This window comes from Mycobacterium colombiense (assembly GCF_003284935.1).
In the GTDB taxonomy this organism is placed as follows: Bacteria; Actinomycetota; Actinomycetes; order Mycobacteriales; family Mycobacteriaceae; genus Mycobacterium; species Mycobacterium arosiense_A.
In genome coordinates this window covers 1-19,061 of sequence record NZ_QMEV01000009.1, presented here as the reverse complement: position 1 = coordinate 19,061, position 19,061 = coordinate 1, and the positions used below count along the sequence as shown (strand labels likewise).

Sequence of the window (19,061 nt, the reverse complement as noted above, 5' to 3'; positions counted from 1 at the left end):
TTCGTCCGCGCACCCGCAGCGAGGCGTGTATAGTCCAGCTAATGAAGGGAACGAGGCTGGCTACTATCGGAGCCGCTGCCGCCGCCGCTGCTGCTGCTATCGCGCTGGCCGGGCCGGCGCAGCTTTCCGCGCCCGCGCAGGCCGACCCGCCGCCGACGGCGCCATACCCGACACCGCGCACACCGTCGCCCCCGAGCGACTACGACGCGCCGTTCAAGAACACCGTCAACGGCTTCGGCATCTACCAGCCGCAGGACCAGTTGGCGTGGCTGGGCAAGATCACCTGCGAGCGCATCGGCAGGGGCGTGGACGGCGACGCGTACAAGTCGGCCACGTTCATCCAGCGCAACCTGCCCCGCGGCACCACTCAGGGCCAGGCGTTCCAGTTCCTCGGTGCCGCGGTCGATCACTACTGCCCCGACCAGGTCGGCTTCGTGCAGGCCGCCGGCAATCACTAGGACTTTTCAGCCCACCGGCTTGTAGCCGGCGTGTAGCGCGACGATGCCGCCGGTCAGATTGCGCCAGCGCACCCCCGACCAGCCGGCCCGGGCGATCTGCTGCGCCAACCCCGCCTGATCCGGCCACGCCCGAATCGACTCCGCGAGGTACACGTACGCGTCGGGATTGCTCGACACCGCCCGGGCCACCCGCGGCAGCGCGCGCATCAGGTACTCCTTGTACACGGTCGCGAACAGCCCATTGGTGGGCGTGGAGAACTCGCACACCACCAACCGCCCGCCCGGACGCGTGACGCGGGCCATCTCGCGCAGCGCGGCCTGGGTGTCGACGACGTTGCGCAGCCCGAAACTGATTGTCACGGCGTCGAATACGTCGTCGCCGAACGGCAGCCTGGTGGCGTCGCCGGCGACCTTCGGCACGTGGCGCGCGGCCCCGGCCGCCAGCATGCCGACCGAGAAATCGGCGGCCACACACCACGCCCCGGACTTCTGAAGCTCCACGGTGGAGACCGCGGTGCCCGCGGCGAGGTCCAGCACCTTCTGGCCGGCGCCGATGGCCAGCGCCGTCCGGGTGGCCTTGCGCCAGTACCGGTCCTGGCCCATCGACAGCACGGTGTTGGTCAGGTCGTACCGGCGCGCGACGCCGTCGAACATCGATGCGACGTCCCGGGGGTCCTTGTCCAGTTCCGCGCGATTCACCAAAGAGACGCTACCTGCTCGGGGAATGGGGTGGCGCCGTCGGCGTTGTATGGGGGGCGTGACGGAAAAAGTGTGGTTTATCACCGGGACATCGCGGGGTTTTGGACGGGCGTGGACGATCGCGGCGCTCGAGCGCGGCGACAAGGTCGCCGCCACCGCGCGCAACACCGCCGCGCTGGACGACCTGGCGCGCAAGTACGGCGACGCGCTGCTGCCGATCCGGCTGGACGTGACCGACCGGGCGGCGGACTTCGCGGCGGTCAAGGGAGCGCACGACCACTTCGGCCGCCTCGACATCGTGGTGAACAATGCCGGCTACGGCCAATTCGGGTTCGTCGAGGAGCTTTCCGAGCAGGACGCCCGCGATCAGATCGAAACCAATGTGTTTGGGGCGCTGTGGATCACGCAGGCGGCATTGCCGTATCTGCGCGAGCAGCGCAGCGGCCACATCATCCAGGTGTCCTCGATCGGGGGCATCACCGCCTTCCCGTTGGTCGGCATGTACCACGCGTCGAAGTGGGCGCTGGAGGGCTTCTCGCAGGCGCTGGCCCAGGAGGTTGCGCCGTTCGGTGTACACGTCACGCTGATCGAGCCGGGCGGTTTCGACACCGACTGGGCCGGGGACTCAGCCAAGCACGCCGATCCGATTGCGGCCTACGACGACGTCCGCGCCGCCGTGCAGGCCGAGCGCAGCCGCCGGTGGGCCAGCCCGGGTGACCCGTCGGCGTCCGCGGCCGCCCTGCTCAAGGTGGTCGACGCCGAAAAGCCGCCGCTGCGAGTCTTTTTCGGCGCTTCCCCGTTGGAAACCGCCAAGGCCGACTACGAGAGCCGGCTGCGCAACTGGGAGGAATGGCAGCCCGTCGCGGAGCTGGCGCAGGGCTAGCCGCGCGCTACTCCCCCTGCGCGTGACGGGTGGACAGCAACTGGCGCCGGGCAAACGGTGACAGCACCGCCTCGTAGTGGCCGAGGAGCTCGTCGCAGATGACCGGCCAGCTCCGGCCGACCACGGTGCGCCGGGCGGCCAGGGCGTAGCGCGGCCGCTCGGCGATCAGGTGTGCGACCGCGTCGGGCAACCGGGGCTCGAACTCGTTGACGGCCAACAACAGACCGGTACGCCACGGGGTGACGAGGTCACGTGGGCCGCCGGCGTCGGGGGCGATCACCGGCAACCCCGACGCCAGCGCTTCTTGCACGACCTGACAAAACGTCTCGTGCTCACCGGGATGCACGAACACGTCCATGCTGGCGTACGCCGCGGCGAGTTCGTCGCCGTAGAGCGCACCCGTGAAAACCGCTGTCGGCATTGCCGATTGCAGCTTCGCGCGGTCGACACCATCGCCGACGATGACCAGCTGAACCGCGTCGTTGGCGGCCAGCCCGGCCAGGCGCTCGACGTGTTTCTCCGGCGCGAGCCGGCCCACGAATCCGACGATGGGCTTGCCCCGCGGCGACCAGTGCTGGCGGAGCGCCTCGCTGCGCGCGGACGGCGCGAACCGCAGCACGTCGACACCGCGCGCCCACCGGTGCACACGTGGAAAGCGATGCGCGACAAGCGCTTCCATCGTCACACTGGACGGCGCCAGGGTGCGGTCGGCAAGGCCGTGCAGGTGCCGGAACCAGGCCCGCGCGGCCCGCGCGGTCATCGGGATGCCGTAGCTCGCCGCGAAGCCCGGCACGTCGGTCTGATACACCGCCACCGTCGGCACCCCGAGCCACCGCGCCGCGCGCAGCCCGCCGTAACCCAGCAGCGCCGGGGACGCCAGGTGCACCACGTGCGGATCGAATCCACGCAACACCTTCACCAGCCGTGGGGTGGGCACCCCGAGCGGCAGGCTGGTCACCTTCGGGAACATCCGCGACGGCACGCGGTGGACGCGGATGCCGTCGTAGATGCGGTCGGCCGGGGGCCGGCCCGGGGGCGTGTCGGGGGCGATGACGAGGGCTTCGTGACCCGTCCGGCGCAGATGCTCGAGCACCCGGATCACCGAGTTGCTGACACCGTTGACCTCGGGGAGGAAGGATTCCGCGACGATGGCAACGCGCACATCACTACCGTGTCAGCATCGACTGTCGACAAGGTTGCCTGGGGGCATACGTCACGCGAAATTTGCAGGTCCGGCACCGTCGGCGACCGGGCTGTGCGGTTGATCACGGGGCGCGTCGCGCCGGTCGAGCCGCTTGTCCAGCAGCGCCAGCGCGACCAGGATTGCGGCCGCGGCCAGCCAGCCCACCACCGCGATGGAGCCGGCCGGGATGATCGCCAGTCCGGCATTGCGGTGTTGCACGCGCACCAGGTTCGGATCGTTCTTGTTGTACTCGACGTAAATCCGCATCCCGGTGGCCAGATGGGACGGATAGAGCACACCGAGCTCGGGTCGATAGGTGACCCGCTCGGGGGTGACGAATTCGATGGTGGAGCGCCGCGGCCCGGCGCTGAGCACCTCGGCCTGCGCGACGCCCATGTTGTGGGTGATCGCAAGGTCGTCGCGCCAGGCGCCGGCCACCAGCAACAGCGACTGCAAGGTGACCAGGCCGATGACGATCAGCACCGCGATCCGGGCCCACCGCAACACAATCCGGGCGCGTGTTTTCGGCGGCTCATCACTGCGCCCATGAATCAGTATGCGCAGCAGCACCTTTGGAGGTATCGCCATCTACAGCGCGGCCTTGATGGCGGCGTGCAGTTGCCGCAGCGACGACCGGTCGGCCTTGACCTCCAGCACCCGCATCCCCGGTCCGGGTTCGTCGAGGGCCGCCGGCAGGTCGCCGACCTCGATCTGGCGGCTCTCGACGTGATAGGCGCGACACAGCGCGCCCACGTCGACGTCGTGCGGGGTTCCGAAAACCCGTGAGGACACGTCGGAGAATCGCGGGTCACCCTGCTCGAGCAGTTCGAAGATGCCCCCGCCGTTGTCGTTGGAGACCACGATCGTCAGGTGGCGCGGCGTGGGCTCGGTGGGCCCGATCAGCAGGCCGGAGCTGTCGTGCACGAAGGTCAGGTCGCCGATCAGCGCGACCGTGCGCGCCGGGCCGTCCGGCCCACCCTCCCGCTCGTGGGCGAGAGCCGCGCCGATCGCCGTGGAGACCGTGCCGTCGATGCCGGCGACGCCGCGGTTGGACCGCACCCGGATGCCGTGGGTGTCCAGGCCGACCAGCGCGGCGTCGCGGACCGGGTTGGACGCCCCGAGGACCAGCTGATCGCCCGGCGCCAACGCGTCGGCCACGGCCGCGGCGACGTGCAGGCCGGTGGTCAGCGGGTGCGCCGCGAGCTGGCCGCGGACGGCGGCCAGGGCGTGCCGGTTGATCTGCGCGCAGCGGTCCAGCCAGGCCGGGCTTGGCGCGCCGGTGGTGACCGCCCGCGTCCCGGTGGCCTGCGAATTTCCCGAGACGTCCGGCCAGCGCGGCCCGGTGGTCAGCGCGAACACCGGCACCTTCGGGTCGGCCAGCAACGCCGACACCGGCCGGTGCAGGGTGGGCCGGCCGAGCATGATCACCTGCTTGGGCCGCAGCAACGGCAGCGCCAGGGGGTGCAGCGGGTTAGCCGGGGCGGGCGCGGTCGGCTCGGCGACCGTCGGCAGCTGCGCGAGGTTGGGCTGCGCGCCCGCACCGTGCCCCGCGATGACGACCGTGTCGGGCGACAGGTCGATGTCCAGCGGCTGGTCGAAGGTGACCGGCGGGGTGTAGGTCCACGGCCGGCCGCCGGGGCGCCCCTGCGGTGTCGTCCCTTGGGGTTCGGGGTCGGGCACCAGGGGCTCGCGCAGCGGGATGTCGAACTGCACGGGCCCGGCGTTGGCGGTGCGGGACCCGGTGGCGGCCGTCAGCACCCGGCAGGTGGCCGATCGCCAGGTGGCGTTGAGCGAATCCAGCCGCTCGGGGGCGTCTTCGGCCAGGCCCAGGCTGATGGTGGCCCGCACCTGGGTGCCGAAGTAGCCCAGCTGCTCCATGGTCTGGTTGGCCCCGGTGCCCAGCAGCTCGTAGGGCCGGTTGGCCGACAGCACGATCAGCGGGACCCGGGCGTAGTTGGCCTCGATCACCGCCGGGCCGAGGTTGGCGACGGCGGTGCCGGACGTCATGGCGACGCACACCGGCGCGCCGGCGGCGATGGCCAGTCCGATCGCCAGGTAGCCGGCGGTGCGCTCGTCGATGCGGACGTGCAGGCGGACCCGGCCGGCCCGGTCGGCGTCCTGCAACGCGAAGGCCAGCGGGGCGTTGCGCGAACCGGGGCAGAGCACGACGTCGCGGACGCCGCCGCGAATCAGCTCGTCAACGACGACGCGAGCCTGTGTCGTCGAGGGGTTCACTCCTACAGGGTGTCATAGCACCTGGAGCACGCGCCCAACGCGGAGTTGCTGGGCGCCTACCTCTGCTCGGCGAAGAACTTGAGCATCGCGGCGTTGACGGCGTCGGGCCGCTCGAAGAAGCCGAGATGGCCGGTGTCGGGGATCTGCACGTAGCGGCCGTTGGGCAGCGCGTCGGCGACCTCGCGGCCCAGGTACGGCGGGGTGAGCACGTCGTCGGAGAAGCCGATCACCAGCACCGGCGTCGCGATGCTGCGGTAGGCGGTCAGCCGGCTGGTGTACGGCGCGACATCGAGCTGGGCCCGCATGCCCGGGGTGGACTTGACGGGCCAGGTGGAGAACATGGCGATCCAGTCCGCGACCGCCGTGTCGTCGTTGAGCGTCTTGCGGGAAAAGTTTTCCAGCAGGCGGATTTTCGCCTCGTAGGCGGCCGGCAGCGCGACGCCGGCGTCGGCCAGTTCGGCCTCGGCGTCACGGAAGAACTGCCGGGCCCGGTCCATCCGGCCGCGGGTGCCCATCAGCACCGCCGAGCTGACCAGCTCGGGCCGGGCCAGCATGAGCTCCTGGGTGATGAACGCGCCCATCGACATCCCGACGATGCGTGCCGGGGCCGCGTTCAGGCCTTCGATCAACGCCGCGGTGTCGTCGACCATCGTCTTCGTCGAGAAGCCCTCCGCGTTCTCGGTGGCGCCGATCCCGCGGTTGTCGAAGGTGATGACGCGGTATCCGGCCGCCAGGAACGCGGGGACTTGATAGGGGTGCCAGGTTCGTCCGGCGCCGCCGTGGCCGGCGATAAAGACCACGGGCTCACCGGAGCCGCGGTCGTCGTAAGCCAGGTTGATCACCCGGACGACGGTACAAGCAACTGATGGCAGGCCTTGACCCGGTCGATCCACCACTGCCGCCGCTCCGGCGCCGCCCGCAGCGCGTGCAGGCGCGCCGGATCGGGCGTGACCGGCCCCACCGGCAGGGCCCCGTCGACGGGCCCGGCGGTCTCGGCGACGTCGTCGACGAACAGCCCGCCGGTGCCCAGCCCGCAGGCGTGACGAAGCCGCGGCAGGGCCGCCGCGGCGGTCAGGCCCGCGGCGATGCCCACCGCCGAATCCAGCGCGCTGGAGACCACCACCGGGATGTCGATCTGCGCGGCGATCGCCAGCATGGCCGAAATCCCGCCCAGCGGAGCGACTTTGAGCACCGCGATGTCCGCGGCGCCGGCGCGGACCACGGCCAGCGGGTCGTCGGCCTTGCGGATGCTCTCGTCGGCGGCGATCGGCACCTCGACGCGGCGGCGCAGCGCCGCGAGTTCGGCGACCGTCGCGCAGGGTTGTTCGAGGTACTCCAGCGGGCCGTCGGCGCTCAGCGCCGCCGCGGCGGCCTGCGCCTCCTCGACGCTCCAGCCGCCGTTGGCGTCCACCCGCACGGTCGGCACCAGTTCGCGCACGGCGTTGACCCGGGCGACGTCGTCGGCCAGCGTCTGTCCCGGCTCGGCGACCTTGACCTTGGCCGTGCCGGCCCCGGGGAAGCGGGCCAGCACCTCGACAACGGCGGCCGCGGGCACGGCCGGCACGGTCGCGTTGATCGGCACGCGGTCGCGGCGGGTGGGCGGCGGGCCGCGATACGCGGACTCGATCCCGGAGGCCAGCCAGTGCGCGGCCTCGCGCGGCTCGTATTCGAGGAACGCACCGAACTCGCCCCAGCCCGCCGGGCCGTCGATCAGCGCGACCTCGCGGGTGGTGATGCCGCGAAACCGCACCCGCATGGGAAGGGCCACCACATGCAGGCGGTCCAGCAGGTCTTCCAGCCGGGGCGGGCGCGGCGTCACGCGCTGTAGACCCTGCGGCCCGCCAGATACGTCGCCCGCACCTCGAGGTCGGCGATCTGCTCGGGCGGCACCGCGCGCGGATCGGCCGAAAGGACCACCAGGTCGGCGTACTTGCCGACCTCCAGCGAGCCGATCACGTCGTCGGAGAACAGCTGCCAGGCCGCGTCGATGGTCTGGGCGCGGATCGCCTGGTCGACCGTCAGGCGTTCCTCGGGTCCGAGCACCCGGCCGCTCGGCGCCGTGCGGGTCACGGCCACGCTGATGTTGCGCAGCGGCTCCTCGGGCGTGACGGGCGGGTCGTTGTGCAGCGAGATGCGCATCCCGGTGGCCACCGCGGATCCCGCTGGCATCCAACGGGTTCCGTGCTCCTCGCCGAAGAGGCCGTCGACGATGACGTCGCCCCAGTAATGGATCTGGTCGACGAAGATGCTGCAGGTCACCCCGAGGTCATGGGCGCGGCGCAGCTGCTCGGGGCGGATGGCGCCGACGTGCTCGAGGCGCAGCCGGTGGTCGTCGCGCGGGTGGCGGCGCAACGCCTCCTCGTACACGTCGAGGATGGTGTCCACACCGGCGTCGCCCTGCACGTGGCAGGCCATCGGCCAACCCAGCGGGAAGTACGCGCCGACGATTTCGCGCAGCTGGTCGGCGGTGTAGTTGGCGCAGCCGCACGAACCCGGCGCGACGCCGATGATCCGGGTGGCCTCGGTGTCCAGATACGGAAACGACAGGTCGATGTTGCCGATCCACGGCGAGCCGTCGACCCAGATCTTGATGCCGACCTGGCGCAGCATGTCGTCGCCTTGCCCGGGCGTGGCGGCCGTCGACATCTGCGGGTTGGAGATCTCGTAGGTGCGCAGCCGCACCGTGAGCCGGTCGCGCAGCTGCTCGACCACCGGCCGGAAGTTCGGGTCGAACGCCATCTCCGAACAGGTGGTCAGGCCGGCCCGGTTGAGCCGGGCGCACTCGGCGAGCAGCATCCGCGGATAGTCGGCGAAGTCGATGGCCCCGCCCAGCAGCGGGAACACCGCGCCGGTCTCCTCGGCGGTGCCGTCGAGCTCGCCGTTCGCGTCGCGGCCGTATCGCGCGCCCTTGGGGTCGGGGGTGTCGCGGCTCAGCCCGTGCAGCTTGGCGGCGCGGGAGTTGAAAAAGGCCTTGTGCCCGGAGTTGTGCAGGATGACCAGCGGGGTGTCCGGTGCGATGCCGTCGAGCCAGCCCAGCGTGGGTTCGGGAAGGCCGTTCTGCAGCAGCGGATCCCAGCCGTTGAGGAAGGCGCCGTCGGAGCCGCGGCGGGCGACCTCGGCGTGGATCGCCGCGACGACGGCGTCGGCGTCGCGCATGGTGACGGGGCGGATGTCGACGATGCGGTCCGACAGCGCGACCGCCTCCATCAACGGATGCCCGTGTGCCTCAACGAAACCCGGCATCACGCAGCCGTCACCGGCGTCGACGGTCTGGGTGTCGGGGCCGGCGAATTCGGCGACCTCAGCGCGGGTCCCGACGGCGACGATCCTGCCGTCGGCGACGGCGAGCCCCTCGGCGGTGGGCCGCGCCTCGTCGACGGTCAGGATGGTTCCGGTGACGACGAGATCTGCCTGCCCCATGGGTAGGGATCGTAGTGATCCGCGGGGTCATCGAGGGTGCGGCTGACCCAAATTGCAACACGTTCTAGTCTGGCCGTATGAGTGACGATCTGTTGCGCCATCCCATTCATTCCGGACACCTGACCGTCGGTGCGCTCAAGCGCAACAAGGACAAGCCGGTGTTGTATCTCGGTGACACCACGCTGACCGGTGGTCAGCTCGCCGAGCGGATCAGCCAATACATTCAGGCGTTCGAGGCGCTCGGTGCGGGCACCGGCGCCACCGTGGGGTTGCTGTCGTTGAACCGGCCCGAGGTCCTGATGATCATCGGCGCCGGACAGACCCAGGGATACCGGCGCGTGGCGTTGCACCCCCTCGGCTCTCTGGACGACCACGCGTACGTGCTGGGCGACGCCGGCGTGACGTCACTGATCATCGACCCCAACCCGATGTTCGTCGAGCGCGCGCTGGGCTTGCTGGAGAAGGTGCCCGGCCTCAAGCAGGTCCTGACCATCGGCCCGGTCCCCGAAGAGCTGGGCGATTCCGCGGTGGACCTGGTGGCCGAGGCCGCGAAGTATTCGCCAAAGCCGTTGGTGGCGGCCGACCTTCCGCCCGATCACATCGGCGGGATGGCCTACACCGGCGGCACCACCGGTAAGCCCAAGGGCGTACTGGGCACCGCGCAGTCGATCACCACGATGACCACGATCCAGCTCGCCGAATGGGAGTGGCCGGAGAACCCGCGCTTCCTGATGTGCACCCCGCTGTCGCACGCCGGGGCGGCGTTCTTCGTGCCGACCATCATCAAGGGCGGCGAGCTGGTGGTGCTCACCAAGTTCGACCCGGCCGAGGTGCTGCGGGTGATCGAGGAGCAGAAGATCACCGCGACCATGCTGGTGCCGTCGATGATCTACGCGCTGATGGACCATCCGGATTCGCACACCCGTGACCTCTCCTCGCTCGAGACGGTCTACTACGGCGCCTCCGCGATGAACCCGGTGCGGCTGGCCGAGGCCATCCGTCGCTTCGGGCCGATCTTCGCCCAGTACTACGGGCAGTCCGAAGCCCCGATGGTGATCTCGTACCTGGCCAAGAAGGACCACGACGAGAAGCGGCTCACCTCGTGTGGGCGGCCCACCCTGTTCGCCCGCACGGCGCTGTTGGACGCCGACGGTAACCGGGTGCCGCAGGGCGAGGTCGGCGAGATCTGCGTGTCCGGGCCGCTGCTTTCCGGCGGGTACTGGAACCTGCCGGAGGAGACGGCCAAGACGTTCAAGGACGGCTGGCTGCACACCGGCGACATGGCCCGCGAGGACGAGGACGGCTTCTGGTTCATCGTCGACCGGGTCAAGGACATGATCGTCACCGGTGGGTTCAACGTGTTTCCGCGCGAGGTCGAGGACGTGGTCGCCGAGCACCCGGCCGTGGCGCAGGTGTGCGTGATCGGAACGCCCGACGAGAAGTGGGGCGAAGCCGTGACCGCCGTGATCGTGCTGCGGCCCGACCATCCCTCCGACGACGAGGCGGTGGCGCGGGTGACCGCGGAGATCCAGGCCGCGGTCAAGGAGCGCAAGGGTTCGGTGCAGTCGCCCAAGCAGGTGATCGTCGTCGAGTCGGTGCCGGTGACCGCGCTGGGCAAGCCGGACAAGAAGGCCGTGCGCGCGCAGTTCTGGGAGGGCGCCGCCCGCTCTGTGGGCTGAGTTCGTTCGCGAGCGTGAAACCAACTTCACGCTCGCGCCCGAGCGTGAAAGTAACTTCACACTCGGCGGCTACGGGGTCACGCCCGCGACAAGCAGGTCGAGCATGCGCCCGGTCTGCTCAGGTGACCCGCTGACCAAGAAGATGCCGATCAGGCTGGACACCACGTCGTCGGCGTGCACGTCGGCGCGCAGGCTCGCGTCGTCGGCGCCGGCCCGCAACAGCGACTCGACGGCGCCCACGATGCTCTCGCGGGTCTGGCTGGGCGCAAGGGCGCCGGAGTCGAAGATCGCCTGCAGAGACTCGGCCATGCCGCGCTTGGCGGCCACGAAGCTCGCGTAGCGGTCCATCCAGCGCCGCAGCGCGATCGCGGGTGGATGGCGCCCGAGCAGCTGGTCGGCGGCGGCGGCCACCTCGGCGAGCTCGGCGCGGTACACGGCCTCGACGAGAGCCTCCCGGTTCGGGAAATGGCGATACAGCGTGCCGATCCCCACCCCCGCGTCGCGGGCGATCGACTCGAGCGGGACCGACGCCCCGTGCGCGGTGAACGCCGCCGTGGCGGCCGCCAGCAGCCGTTCGCGATTGCGGCGCGCGTCCGACCGTCCGACCAAAGCGGAGGCTCCTCCGGTTCTGTTAGGCTGTGAAGGCGGAGGCCCCTCCGCTTTCACCAGTGTGTCACCAAATCGTTCAGGAGCACCATGACAGACCAACACCGGCCCGGCGGCATGGGCACACTGGGCACCACGCCCGTCGCCCGCATGGGCTACGGCGCCATGCAACTGTTCGAGGCGACGACGGTCGACGACGCGGCCGCGGTGCTGCGTCGCGCGGTCGAACTGGGCGTCAACCACATCGACACCGCGTCGTTCTACGGCCCCGGCGAGGTGGACCGCCGGATCCGCGCGGCGCTGGCCCCCTACCCCGACGACCTCGTCATCGTCAGCAAGGTCGGCGCGCGCTACACCGGCGAACAGCCGATCCCGCTGGCTCCGGCACAACGGCCCGCCGAGCTGCGCGCCGCCGTCGAGGACGACCTGCGCCAGCTCGGCCTGGACCGCGTCCCGGTGGTCAACCTGCGCCGGCTCGACGCCGGGATCGGGATGACCGCCGAGGGCGACCAGATCGTGGACCTCGACGACCAGCTGGCCGAGATGATCGCCCTGCGCGACGAGGGCAAGATCGGCGCGATCGGGATCAGCAGTGTGACGCTGGACGTGCTGCGGCGAGCGCTGCCCGCCGGCATCGTCTGCGTGCAGAACGCCTACAGCCTGCTGGACCGCTCCCAGGAAGCCGCGCTCGAGTTGTGCGTGGACGAGGGCATCGCGTGGGTGCCCTACTTCCCGCTCGGCTCGGCCTTCCCCGGATTTCCGAAGGTCGCCGACAACCCGGTGGTGGCCGACATCGCCGGCGAGTTGGGCGTCACCGGCGCCCAGGTCGGGTTGGCCTGGATCCTGGCGCACGCCCCGAACACGTTGCTGATTCCCGGGACCCGCTCGGTCGCGCACCTCGAAGAGAACATCGCCGCGGCCGGCGTCACACTGAGCGCCGAGGCCATCGCCCGGCTCGACGCCGTCGCCACCCCCGGCGCCGATCCCTGGGCGCAGGGCGTCGAACCCTTCCTGGAGCGGCCGCCCGCCTGACTACTGTGTCAGGCATGGCAAGCGCTGACGGGCTCAAGCCGCCCTGGTGGCTGAAACCCGCGAACAAGGTGTTCATTCAGCTCTCCCGGCTGGGGCTGAGCTTCGGCGGGGAAAGCCCGGTCGTGTTGACGGTGCCCGGCCGCAAGTCCGGGACGCCCCGGTCGACGCCGGTGACACCGATGACCGTGGACGGCAAACGCTATGTGGTGGGCGGCTTTCCGGGCGCGGATTGGATCCGCAACGTCCGCGCCGCCGAATACGCGACGCTGGCCCGCGGCCGGCACCGCGAGCGGGTGCGGATGGTGGAGCTGTCCGCGGACGCGGCGCGCCCGTTCCTGCGGGCGTTTCCCACCGAGGTGCCCACCGGCGTCGGCTTCATGAAACGCTCCGGGCTGGTCACCGACGGCCGCCCCGAAGAGTTCGAGGCGCTGGCCGGCGTGTGTCCGGTATTCCGGCTTGACCCGGCATAGGAGTTCGAAGACCTTGAGTGACAACCCCTTTGACGCCCACCAGTGGCGACCGGTCGACGGGTTCGGCGACCTGACCGACATCACCTATCACCGGCACGTCGACGACGCCACGGTGCGGGTGGCGTTCGACCGGCCCGAGGTGCGCAACGCGTTCCGGCCGCACACCGTCGACGAGCTCTACCGAGTGCTCGACCACGCCCGGATGTCCGCGGGAGTCGGCGTGGTGCTGCTGACCGGCAACGGCCCGTCGCCCAAGGACGGCGGCTGGGCGTTCTGCTCCGGTGGCGATCAGCGCATCCGCGGGCGCAGCGGCTATCAGTACGCCAGCGGCGAGACCGCCGACACCGTCGACACCGCCCGCGCCGGCCGGCTGCACATCCTCGAGGTCCAGCGGCTGATCCGGTTCATGCCCAAGGTGGTCATCTGCCTGGTCAACGGGTGGGCGGCCGGCGGCGGGCACAGCCTGCACGTGGTGTGCGACCTCACCCTGGCCAGCCGCGAACACGCCCGCTTCAAGCAGACCGACGCCGACGTAGGCAGCTTCGACGGCGGCTACGGCAGCGCATATCTGGCCCGTCAGGTCGGCCAGAAGTTCGCCCGCGAGATCTTCTTCCTCGGCCGCCCCTACACCGCCGAGCAGATGCACCAGATGGGTGCGGTCAACGAGGTCGTCGACCACGCCGAGCTCGAACGCGTCGGCGTGCAGTGGGCGCGCGAGATCAACGCCAAATCCCCGCAGGCGCAACGGATGCTGAAGTTCGCGTTCAACCTGCTCGACGACGGCTTGGTGGGCCAGCAGCTGTTCGCGGGCGAGGCCACCCGGCTGGCCTACATGACCGACGAGGCCGTCGAGGGCCGCGACGCCTTCCTGGAAAAGCGCGACCCGGACTGGAGCCGGTTCCCGCGCTACTTCTGAGCCGCGGGGCCTGCCGGGCAACCGCCTAGACTCGCGTCACGTGAGCAAGAGTCCCCTTCGCCGGATCGCCGACCAGTTCGTGCTGGCGACCATGCGCCCTCCGATGGCGCCGCAAGTGCTGGTCAACCGTCCGCTGATCAAGCCGATCGAGCTGGGCGGCAAGCGGATCCTGCTGACCGGGGCGTCGTCGGGCATCGGCGAGGCCGCGGCCGAACAGTTCGCCCGGGCGGGCGCCACGGTGGTCGTCGTCGCCCGCCGCCAGGAACTGCTCGACGCGCTCGCGGACCGCATCATCTCGGCGGGCGGTGACGCCATCTCGATCCCGTGCGACGTCTCGGATATGGACGCCGTCGACGCACTTGTCGCCGACGTCGAACAGCGACTCGGCGGAATCGACATCCTCATCAACAACGCCGGCCGGTCCATCCGCCGGCCGCTGGCCGAGTCGCTGGAACGCTGGCATGACGTCGAGCGGACGATGGTGCTCAACTACTACGCGCCGCTGCGGCTGATCCGGGGGCTGGCTCCCGGAATGATCGAGCGCCGCGACGGCCACATCATCAACGTCTCGACGTGGGGCGTGCTGTCGGAGGCCTCACCGCTGTTCGCCGTCTACAACGCCTCGAAGGCCGCGCTGTCCACGGTGAGCCGCGTGGTGGAAACCGAGTGGGGCGACAAGGGAGTGCATTCGACGACGCTGTACTACCCGCTGGTGGCCACCCCGATGATCGCGCCGACGAAGGCCTACGAGGGCATGCCGGCGCTGACGTCGGAGGAGGCCGGCGAGTGGATGATCACCGCCGCCCGTACCCGCCCGGTGCGCATCGCCCCGCGGATGGCGATAGCCGCCAAGGCGCTGGACACCTTCGGCCCCCGCTGGGTCAACGCCGTCATGCAGCGCCAGAGCATCCAGCCGAACCGCAACAGCGACGGCTGATCCGGCCGCTCATCGGGCCGTTCGAACCCGGCACTGTGATAGACACGACGCTATGGAGATCCTGGCCAGTCGGATGCTGCTCCGGCCGGCGGACTATCAGAAGTCGCTGACCTTCTATCGTGACCAGATCGGCCTGGCAATAGCTCGTGAATACGGCGGAGGCACAGTCTTTTTCGCCGGGCAGTCGCTGCTCGAGCTGGCCGGTTACGGCTCCCCGGACCACTCGCGCGGCCCCTTCCCCGGCGCGCTGTGGCTGCAGGTCCGCGACATCCAAGCCACCCAGGCCGAGCTGCGCGGCCGAGGGGTGACGATCGCGCGCGAGGCGCGCCAGGAACCGTGGGGCCTGCACGAGATGCACGTCACCGACCCGGACGGGATCACGCTGATATTCCTCGAAATACCCTCCGACCACCCGCTACGGCGCGACACCCGAAATGAACGACCGGGAAATTCCGGTTAACTGAGAGGTAACATCTGGCGACGAGTCAAGGTACACCCGCGTTTCGAGTGCCCCAGCATTCGACAATGGAAACCTCCTACCACCAGAATCAGGCGCTGTGAACATCCAATTGTTCCTCTTGATCATTGTCGTAATCACGGCACTCGCTTTCGATTTCACCAACGGCTTCCACGACACGGGCAACGCGATGGCGACCTCCATCGCCTCTGGTGCGCTCAAACCCAAAGTGGCGGTCGCGCTCTCGGCGGTCCTCAACTTGGTGGGCGCGTTCATGTCCACCGCCGTCGCCGCAACCATCGCCAAGGGCCTCATCGACGGGCACATCGTCACGCTAGAACTGGTCTTCGCCGGCCTAGTCGGCGGCATCGTCTGGAACCTGCTGACCTGGTTGCTCGGCATTCCCTCCAGCTCCTCACACGCCCTGATCGGCGGCATCGTCGGCGCCACCATCGCGGCCGTCGGCGCACACGGCGTGATCTGGAAGGGCCTCGTATCCAAGGTGCTCATCCCGGCCGTCGTTGCCGCCGTCCTGGCCATCGCTGTCGGAGCGATAGCGACCTGGTTGGTCTACCGCGTCACGCGCGGCCTCGACACGAAGCGCACCGAGGCCGGATTCCGGTACGGCCAGTGGGGCTCGGCCTCGCTGGTCTCGCTGGCGCACGGCACCGGCGACGCGCAGAAGACGATGGGCATCATCTTCCTCGGGCTGATGTCCTACGGCGCGGTCAGCAAGACCGCCGCGTCGCCGCCGCTGTGGGTGATCGTCTGTTGCGCCCTGGCGATGGCTGCGGGCACCTACCTGGGCGGCTGGCGGATCATCCGCACCCTGGGCAAGGGGCTGGTGGAAATCCAATCGCCGCAGGGCATGGCCGCCGAGTCGTCCTCGGCCGCGGTCATTCTGCTGTCCACCCACTTCGGTTACGCGCTGTCGACGACGCAGGTCTGCACCGGTTCCGTCCTAGGCAGCGGGCTGGGCAAGCCCGGCGGCGAGGTCCGCTGGGGAGTGGCCGGCCGCATGGGCGTTGCCTGGCTGGTCACCCTCCCGTTGGCCGGGCTGGTCGGCGCGGTCACCTACTGGATCGTCCACATCATCGGCGGATACCCCGGCGCGATCATCGGGTTCTCGCTGCTGATCGCGGTCTCGGCGACCATCTACATCCGGTCGCGCAAGGTCAAGGTCGACCACCACAACGTCAACGCCGAATGGAAGGGCGACCTGACCAGCGGGCTCGAAGAGTCCGACGATCAGCACCCGCACTCGGGCGCCGGAACCGCGTCCGGCGGCGGCACCACCCCCCGATTCGGCTCCGACGATCCCACCATTAAGGCGAATGCGTGATGAGTCACTTCAGCGACTGGTTCAACTACCAGGCCTCCCTCAAGATCCTGCTCTTCGCCATGTTGGCCGGCGCCGCGTTGCCGGGGTTGTTCGCCCTGGGGCTACGGTTCCAGGCGATCGGCGCCGGAGAGGTCGGGACCGACGGCGGCTCGCCGCAGAAGAACCCGATGCTGCTGGCGGTCGCGTGGGCGATCTTCGCCATGGTATTCGTGGTGATCGCCTTCGCGCTGGCCTACATCTCCCGCGACTTCATCGCCCACCAAACCGGCACCGCGTTCCTCGGGGCGAAACCCAAGTAGCATCGGTTAATGCCCACCGAGTTACCGAACCGGACACCGGGGGGAGCTGTGTCAGCGTGAACGGATTTCTCAATTCCATCGTCTCCTGGCTGCGCGCGGGATACCCCGAAGGCGTCCCGGCGACCGACACCTTCCCGGTGCTCGCGCTGCTGGCCCGCCGGTTGTCCAACGACGAAGCCAAGGCCGTGGCCTGCGAGCTGGTTCGGCGCGGTGAGTTCGACGATGTCGACATCGGCGTGTTGATCACCCAGGTCACCGATGAGCTGCCGTCGCCGGAGGACGTTGAGCGCGTGCGGGTCCGGCTGGCGGCCCAGGGCTGGCCGTTCGACGAAGCCGACGAGGCCGGGGACCCGGCATAGCCGGACTGCGCGCGCTGCACGTCCCGCCGGGCGCGGCGGTTTCGACGCTGTTGCCCGCCCTGGAACGGGTGCTCGACGGGCGCGATCCCGCACTGGTCGCCCTGCCCGCGGGCGACGATCGCGAGTCGGCCGCGCTGCGGGCCGGCCTGCGCGTCGGGCAATCCATCGACGACGACGTGGCCGTGGTCGTGGCGACGTCGGGCACCACGGGAATTCCCAAGGGCGCCTTGCTGACCGCCGCCGCCCTGACGGCCAGCGCGGCGGCCACCCACGACCGCCTCGGCGGGCCGGGCGGCTGGCTGCTCGCCCTGCCGCCGCACCACATCGCCGGGATGCAGGTCTTGGTGCGCGGCGTGCTCGCCGGAACCGCGCCGGTCGAGATGGACGTCACCTCGGGTTTCGACGTCGCCCAATTGCCCGGTGTGATAAGGAGATTGGGCCCGGGGCGGCGGTACACGTCGCTGGTCGCCGCGCAATTGGCCAAGGCGCTGGGTGACCGAGCGGCCGCGGCCGCGCTCGCCGAGCTGGACGCGGTGCTGCTCGGCGGCGGCCCCGCGCCGCGACCCGTCCTCGACGACGCGGCCGCGGCGGGCATCACCGTGGTCCGCACCTACGGGATGAGCGAAACCGCCGGCGGGTGCGTGTACGACGGTGTCCCGCTGGACGGGGTGCGGCTGCGTACGGTCGACGGCCGCATCGTCATCGGGGGTGCGACGCTGGCCAAGGGCTACCGCAACCCGGTGGACCCGGACCCCTTCGCCGAGCCGGGCTGGTTTCGCACCGAGGACCTCGGCGCCGTCAGCGATGCCGGCGTGCTGACCGTGCTGGGCCGCGCGGACGACGCGATCAGCACGGGCGGGTTGACCGTGCTGCCGCAGCCGGTCGAGGCGGCCCTGTGCGCCCATCCGGCCGTGCGCGACTGCGCGGTGTTCGGGGTGCCCGACGACCGGCTGGGGCAGCGGGTGGTCGCCGCGATCGTGGTCCGCGACGGATCCGCCGCGCCGGGCCTGGACGACCTGCGCGCGCAGGTGACCCGCACCCTGGACGCCACCGCGGCCCCGCGCGAGCTGCATGTCCTTGCCGCGCTGCCGCTTCGGGGCATCGGCAAGGTCGACCGCGCGGCGTTGGTGCGCCGGTTCGCCGCCCCGAGCGATCAATAGGCTGTTCGTCCGTGAGGATCGCTCGACGGGAGGCAGCGCGCGAGGCGGTAGCGGTCACGGTCGGGGTGGCGTTGGTGGCGGCGGCGTTCGTGCTGCCGCGGCTGAACCTCGGGGTGCGGCCACGCCTGGACGTCGGCCGGGAGAAATTCGCCACCCATGCCGGCTCCGCGCCGATCTTCGGCGAATGGCTGATCCACGCCGGCTGGGGAACCGCGCCGGCCATCGCCATCGCGATCGCCGTCGTCGCGTGGGGACCCGTTCTGGCGCAACGCCTTTCGTGGCGGGCGCTGACGCTGGGCAGCTGGGCCACCGCATGCGGCTGGGCGTTCGCGCTGGCGATGATCGACGGCTGGCAGCGCGGCTTCGCCGGCCGGCTGACCACCCGGGACGAATACCTGTCGCAGGTGCCGGGCATCACCGACATTCCCGCCGCGCTGCGCACGTTTTCCAGCCGGATCGTGGACTACCAGCCGAACTCGTGGACCACCCACGTGTCGGGGCATCCGCCCGGGGCGCTGCTGACATTCGTCTGGCTGGACCGCCTCGGCCTGCACGGCGGCGCCTGGGCCGGGCTGCTGTGCCTGCTGGCCGGCTCGAGCGCGGCGGCCGCGGTGGTGATCGCCGTGCGCGCGCTGGCCGACGAGCCCACCGCGCGGCGCGTCGCCCCGTTCGTCGCCCTGGCGCCGACGGCCATTTGGGTGGCGGTCTCGGCCGACGGATATTTCGCCGGGGTGGCGGCGTGGGGCATCGCGCTGCTGGCCGTGGCGGTGCACCGCCCGGTCCGCTTCCCCGCGCTGACGGCCGCGGGCGCGGGCCTGCTCCTGGGCTGGGGCGTGTTCTGCAACTACGGCCTGATGCTGATGGGGCTGCCGGCTCTGGCGGTGCTCGCGTCCGCGCGGCGGCCGGGCGGGCAGGGCGTGGCAGAA

At 70.5% G+C, this 19,061-nt stretch carries 19 protein-coding genes and 2 pseudogenes; 13 read left to right on the top strand and 8 right to left on the bottom strand.

Going from position 1 to position 19,061, the window contains the following annotated elements:
• The first annotated feature begins 41 nt into the window (after nucleotides 1-41).
• Nucleotides 42-458, top strand: coding sequence for a DUF732 domain-containing protein (locus DQP57_RS06720; protein WP_112632270.1), 417 nt, complete (start codon nucleotides 42-44; stop codon nucleotides 456-458).
• Between the two features lie 6 nt (nucleotides 459-464).
• Here DQP57_RS06720 and DQP57_RS06715 read toward each other — a convergent pair whose 3' ends face one another.
• On the bottom strand, nucleotides 465-1,157 hold the full coding sequence (locus DQP57_RS06715) for a demethylmenaquinone methyltransferase (protein ID WP_112632269.1): 693 nt from the start codon (nucleotides 1,155-1,157) through the stop codon (nucleotides 465-467).
• A gap of 58 nt (nucleotides 1,158-1,215) precedes the next feature.
• On the opposite strand from DQP57_RS06715, the gene DQP57_RS06710 reads away from it, so the two are divergent.
• Nucleotides 1,216-2,040 (top strand): SDR family oxidoreductase, encoded by an 825-nt coding sequence (locus DQP57_RS06710; RefSeq protein ID WP_112632347.1) that lies wholly within the window; start codon nucleotides 1,216-1,218, stop codon nucleotides 2,038-2,040.
• A gap of 7 nt (nucleotides 2,041-2,047) precedes the next feature.
• Here the strand turns inward: DQP57_RS06710 and DQP57_RS06705 are convergent, their stop codons facing one another.
• From DQP57_RS06705 to DQP57_RS06680, 6 genes are read right to left on the bottom strand one after another with little or no spacing between them, the layout of a single operon-like run.
• Nucleotides 2,048-3,202: a glycosyltransferase family 4 protein gene (locus DQP57_RS06705; protein ID WP_112632268.1), complete on the bottom strand. Its 1,155-nt coding sequence runs from the start codon at nucleotides 3,200-3,202 to the stop codon at nucleotides 2,048-2,050.
• Nucleotides 3,203-3,253: 51 nt separating this feature from the next.
• Nucleotides 3,254-3,811: a DUF3592 domain-containing protein gene (locus DQP57_RS06700; protein WP_240631687.1), complete on the bottom strand. Its 558-nt coding sequence runs from the start codon at nucleotides 3,809-3,811 to the stop codon at nucleotides 3,254-3,256.
• The gene (gene menD / locus DQP57_RS06695) at nucleotides 3,812-5,458 is read right to left on the bottom strand and encodes a 2-succinyl-5-enolpyruvyl-6-hydroxy-3-cyclohexene-1-carboxylic-acid synthase (protein WP_112632267.1); all 1,647 of its coding nucleotides are present in this window, start codon (nucleotides 5,456-5,458) and stop codon (nucleotides 3,812-3,814) included.
• A gap of 56 nt (nucleotides 5,459-5,514) precedes the next feature.
• On the bottom strand, nucleotides 5,515-6,300 hold the full coding sequence (locus DQP57_RS06690; RefSeq protein WP_112632266.1) for an alpha/beta fold hydrolase: 786 nt from the start codon (nucleotides 6,298-6,300) through the stop codon (nucleotides 5,515-5,517).
• Nucleotides 6,297-7,214, bottom strand: a complete 918-nt coding sequence (locus DQP57_RS06685; protein WP_240631695.1) for an o-succinylbenzoate synthase — start codon at nucleotides 7,212-7,214, stop codon at nucleotides 6,297-6,299. The genes DQP57_RS06690 and DQP57_RS06685 overlap by 4 nt, the downstream gene beginning before the upstream one ends.
• Before the next feature lie 59 nt (nucleotides 7,215-7,273).
• Nucleotides 7,274-8,878, bottom strand: a complete 1,605-nt coding sequence (locus tag DQP57_RS06680) for an amidohydrolase (RefSeq protein ID WP_112632264.1) — start codon at nucleotides 8,876-8,878, stop codon at nucleotides 7,274-7,276.
• Nucleotides 8,879-8,955: 77 nt separating this feature from the next.
• Between DQP57_RS06680 and fadD8 the strand changes: the two genes are divergently transcribed.
• Nucleotides 8,956-10,557, top strand: coding sequence for a fatty-acid--CoA ligase FadD8 (gene fadD8, locus DQP57_RS06675; protein WP_112632263.1), 1,602 nt, complete (start codon nucleotides 8,956-8,958; stop codon nucleotides 10,555-10,557).
• A 69-nt stretch (nucleotides 10,558-10,626) separates the two neighbouring features.
• On the opposite strand, the gene DQP57_RS06670 is transcribed toward fadD8, so the two are convergent.
• The gene (locus DQP57_RS06670) at nucleotides 10,627-11,166 is read right to left on the bottom strand and encodes a TetR/AcrR family transcriptional regulator (protein ID WP_112632262.1); all 540 of its coding nucleotides are present in this window, start codon (nucleotides 11,164-11,166) and stop codon (nucleotides 10,627-10,629) included.
• A gap of 87 nt (nucleotides 11,167-11,253) precedes the next feature.
• Here DQP57_RS06670 and DQP57_RS06665 point away from each other — a divergent pair, with 87 nt between their 5' ends.
• The 10 genes and pseudogenes from DQP57_RS06665 to DQP57_RS06620 all read left to right on the top strand — a co-directional run.
• Nucleotides 11,254-12,195, top strand: coding sequence for an aldo/keto reductase (locus DQP57_RS06665; RefSeq protein ID WP_112632261.1), 942 nt, complete (start codon nucleotides 11,254-11,256; stop codon nucleotides 12,193-12,195).
• Between the two features lie 14 nt (nucleotides 12,196-12,209).
• The gene (locus DQP57_RS06660; protein WP_112632260.1) at nucleotides 12,210-12,665 is read left to right on the top strand and encodes a nitroreductase family deazaflavin-dependent oxidoreductase; all 456 of its coding nucleotides are present in this window, start codon (nucleotides 12,210-12,212) and stop codon (nucleotides 12,663-12,665) included.
• A 13-nt stretch (nucleotides 12,666-12,678) separates the two neighbouring features.
• Nucleotides 12,679-13,581: a 1,4-dihydroxy-2-naphthoyl-CoA synthase gene (locus DQP57_RS06655; protein ID WP_112632259.1), complete on the top strand. Its 903-nt coding sequence runs from the start codon at nucleotides 12,679-12,681 to the stop codon at nucleotides 13,579-13,581.
• A 40-nt stretch (nucleotides 13,582-13,621) separates the two neighbouring features.
• Nucleotides 13,622-14,518 carry an SDR family oxidoreductase gene (locus DQP57_RS06650; protein ID WP_112632258.1) on the top strand — a complete coding sequence of 299 codons (897 nt, stop codon included), beginning with the start codon at nucleotides 13,622-13,624 and terminating at the stop codon, nucleotides 14,516-14,518.
• A 52-nt stretch (nucleotides 14,519-14,570) separates the two neighbouring features.
• Nucleotides 14,571-14,978, top strand: a complete 408-nt coding sequence (locus tag DQP57_RS06645) for a VOC family protein (RefSeq protein ID WP_112632257.1) — start codon at nucleotides 14,571-14,573, stop codon at nucleotides 14,976-14,978.
• Nucleotides 14,979-15,075: 97 nt separating this feature from the next.
• Nucleotides 15,076-16,276, top strand: a pseudogene (locus DQP57_RS06640) (inorganic phosphate transporter); the annotation flags it as partial.
• Between the two features lie 40 nt (nucleotides 16,277-16,316).
• The gene (locus DQP57_RS06635; RefSeq protein WP_112632255.1) at nucleotides 16,317-16,616 is read left to right on the top strand and encodes a hypothetical protein; all 300 of its coding nucleotides are present in this window, start codon (nucleotides 16,317-16,319) and stop codon (nucleotides 16,614-16,616) included.
• A gap of 56 nt (nucleotides 16,617-16,672) precedes the next feature.
• Entirely contained in the window at nucleotides 16,673-16,975 is a 303-nt protein-coding gene (locus DQP57_RS06630; RefSeq protein ID WP_112632254.1) for a DUF3349 domain-containing protein, read from the top strand.
• 68 nt (nucleotides 16,976-17,043) lie between these two features.
• Nucleotides 17,044-18,135 (top strand): o-succinylbenzoate--CoA ligase, encoded by a 1,092-nt coding sequence (menE, locus tag DQP57_RS06625; protein WP_240631694.1) that lies wholly within the window; start codon nucleotides 17,044-17,046, stop codon nucleotides 18,133-18,135.
• Between the two features lie 11 nt (nucleotides 18,136-18,146).
• Nucleotides 18,147-19,061 (top strand): annotated as a pseudogene (locus DQP57_RS06620) (hypothetical protein); the annotation flags it as partial.

Bases quoted from the DNA above. Each gene is read 5' to 3' on its own strand.
- DQP57_RS06720 (WP_112632270.1), top strand. From the start codon at position 42: ATGAAGGGAACGAGGCTGGCTACTATCGGAGCCGCTGCCGCCGCCGCT.
- DQP57_RS06700 (WP_240631687.1), bottom strand. From the start codon at position 3,811: ATGGCGATACCTCCAAAGGTGCTGCTGCGCATACTGATTCATGGGCGC.
- DQP57_RS06685 (WP_240631695.1), bottom strand. From the start codon at position 7,214: ATGCGGGTGCGGTTTCGCGGCATCACCACCCGCGAGGTCGCGCTGATC.
- DQP57_RS06680 (WP_112632264.1), bottom strand. From the start codon at position 8,878: ATGGGGCAGGCAGATCTCGTCGTCACCGGAACCATCCTGACCGTCGAC.
- fadD8 (WP_112632263.1), top strand. From the start codon at position 8,956: ATGAGTGACGATCTGTTGCGCCATCCCATTCATTCCGGACACCTGACC.
- DQP57_RS06665 (WP_112632261.1), top strand. From the start codon at position 11,254: ATGACAGACCAACACCGGCCCGGCGGCATGGGCACACTGGGCACCACG.
- DQP57_RS06660 (WP_112632260.1), top strand. From the start codon at position 12,210: ATGGCAAGCGCTGACGGGCTCAAGCCGCCCTGGTGGCTGAAACCCGCG.
- DQP57_RS06645 (WP_112632257.1), top strand. From the start codon at position 14,571: ATGGAGATCCTGGCCAGTCGGATGCTGCTCCGGCCGGCGGACTATCAG.
- DQP57_RS06635 (WP_112632255.1), top strand. From the start codon at position 16,317: ATGAGTCACTTCAGCGACTGGTTCAACTACCAGGCCTCCCTCAAGATC.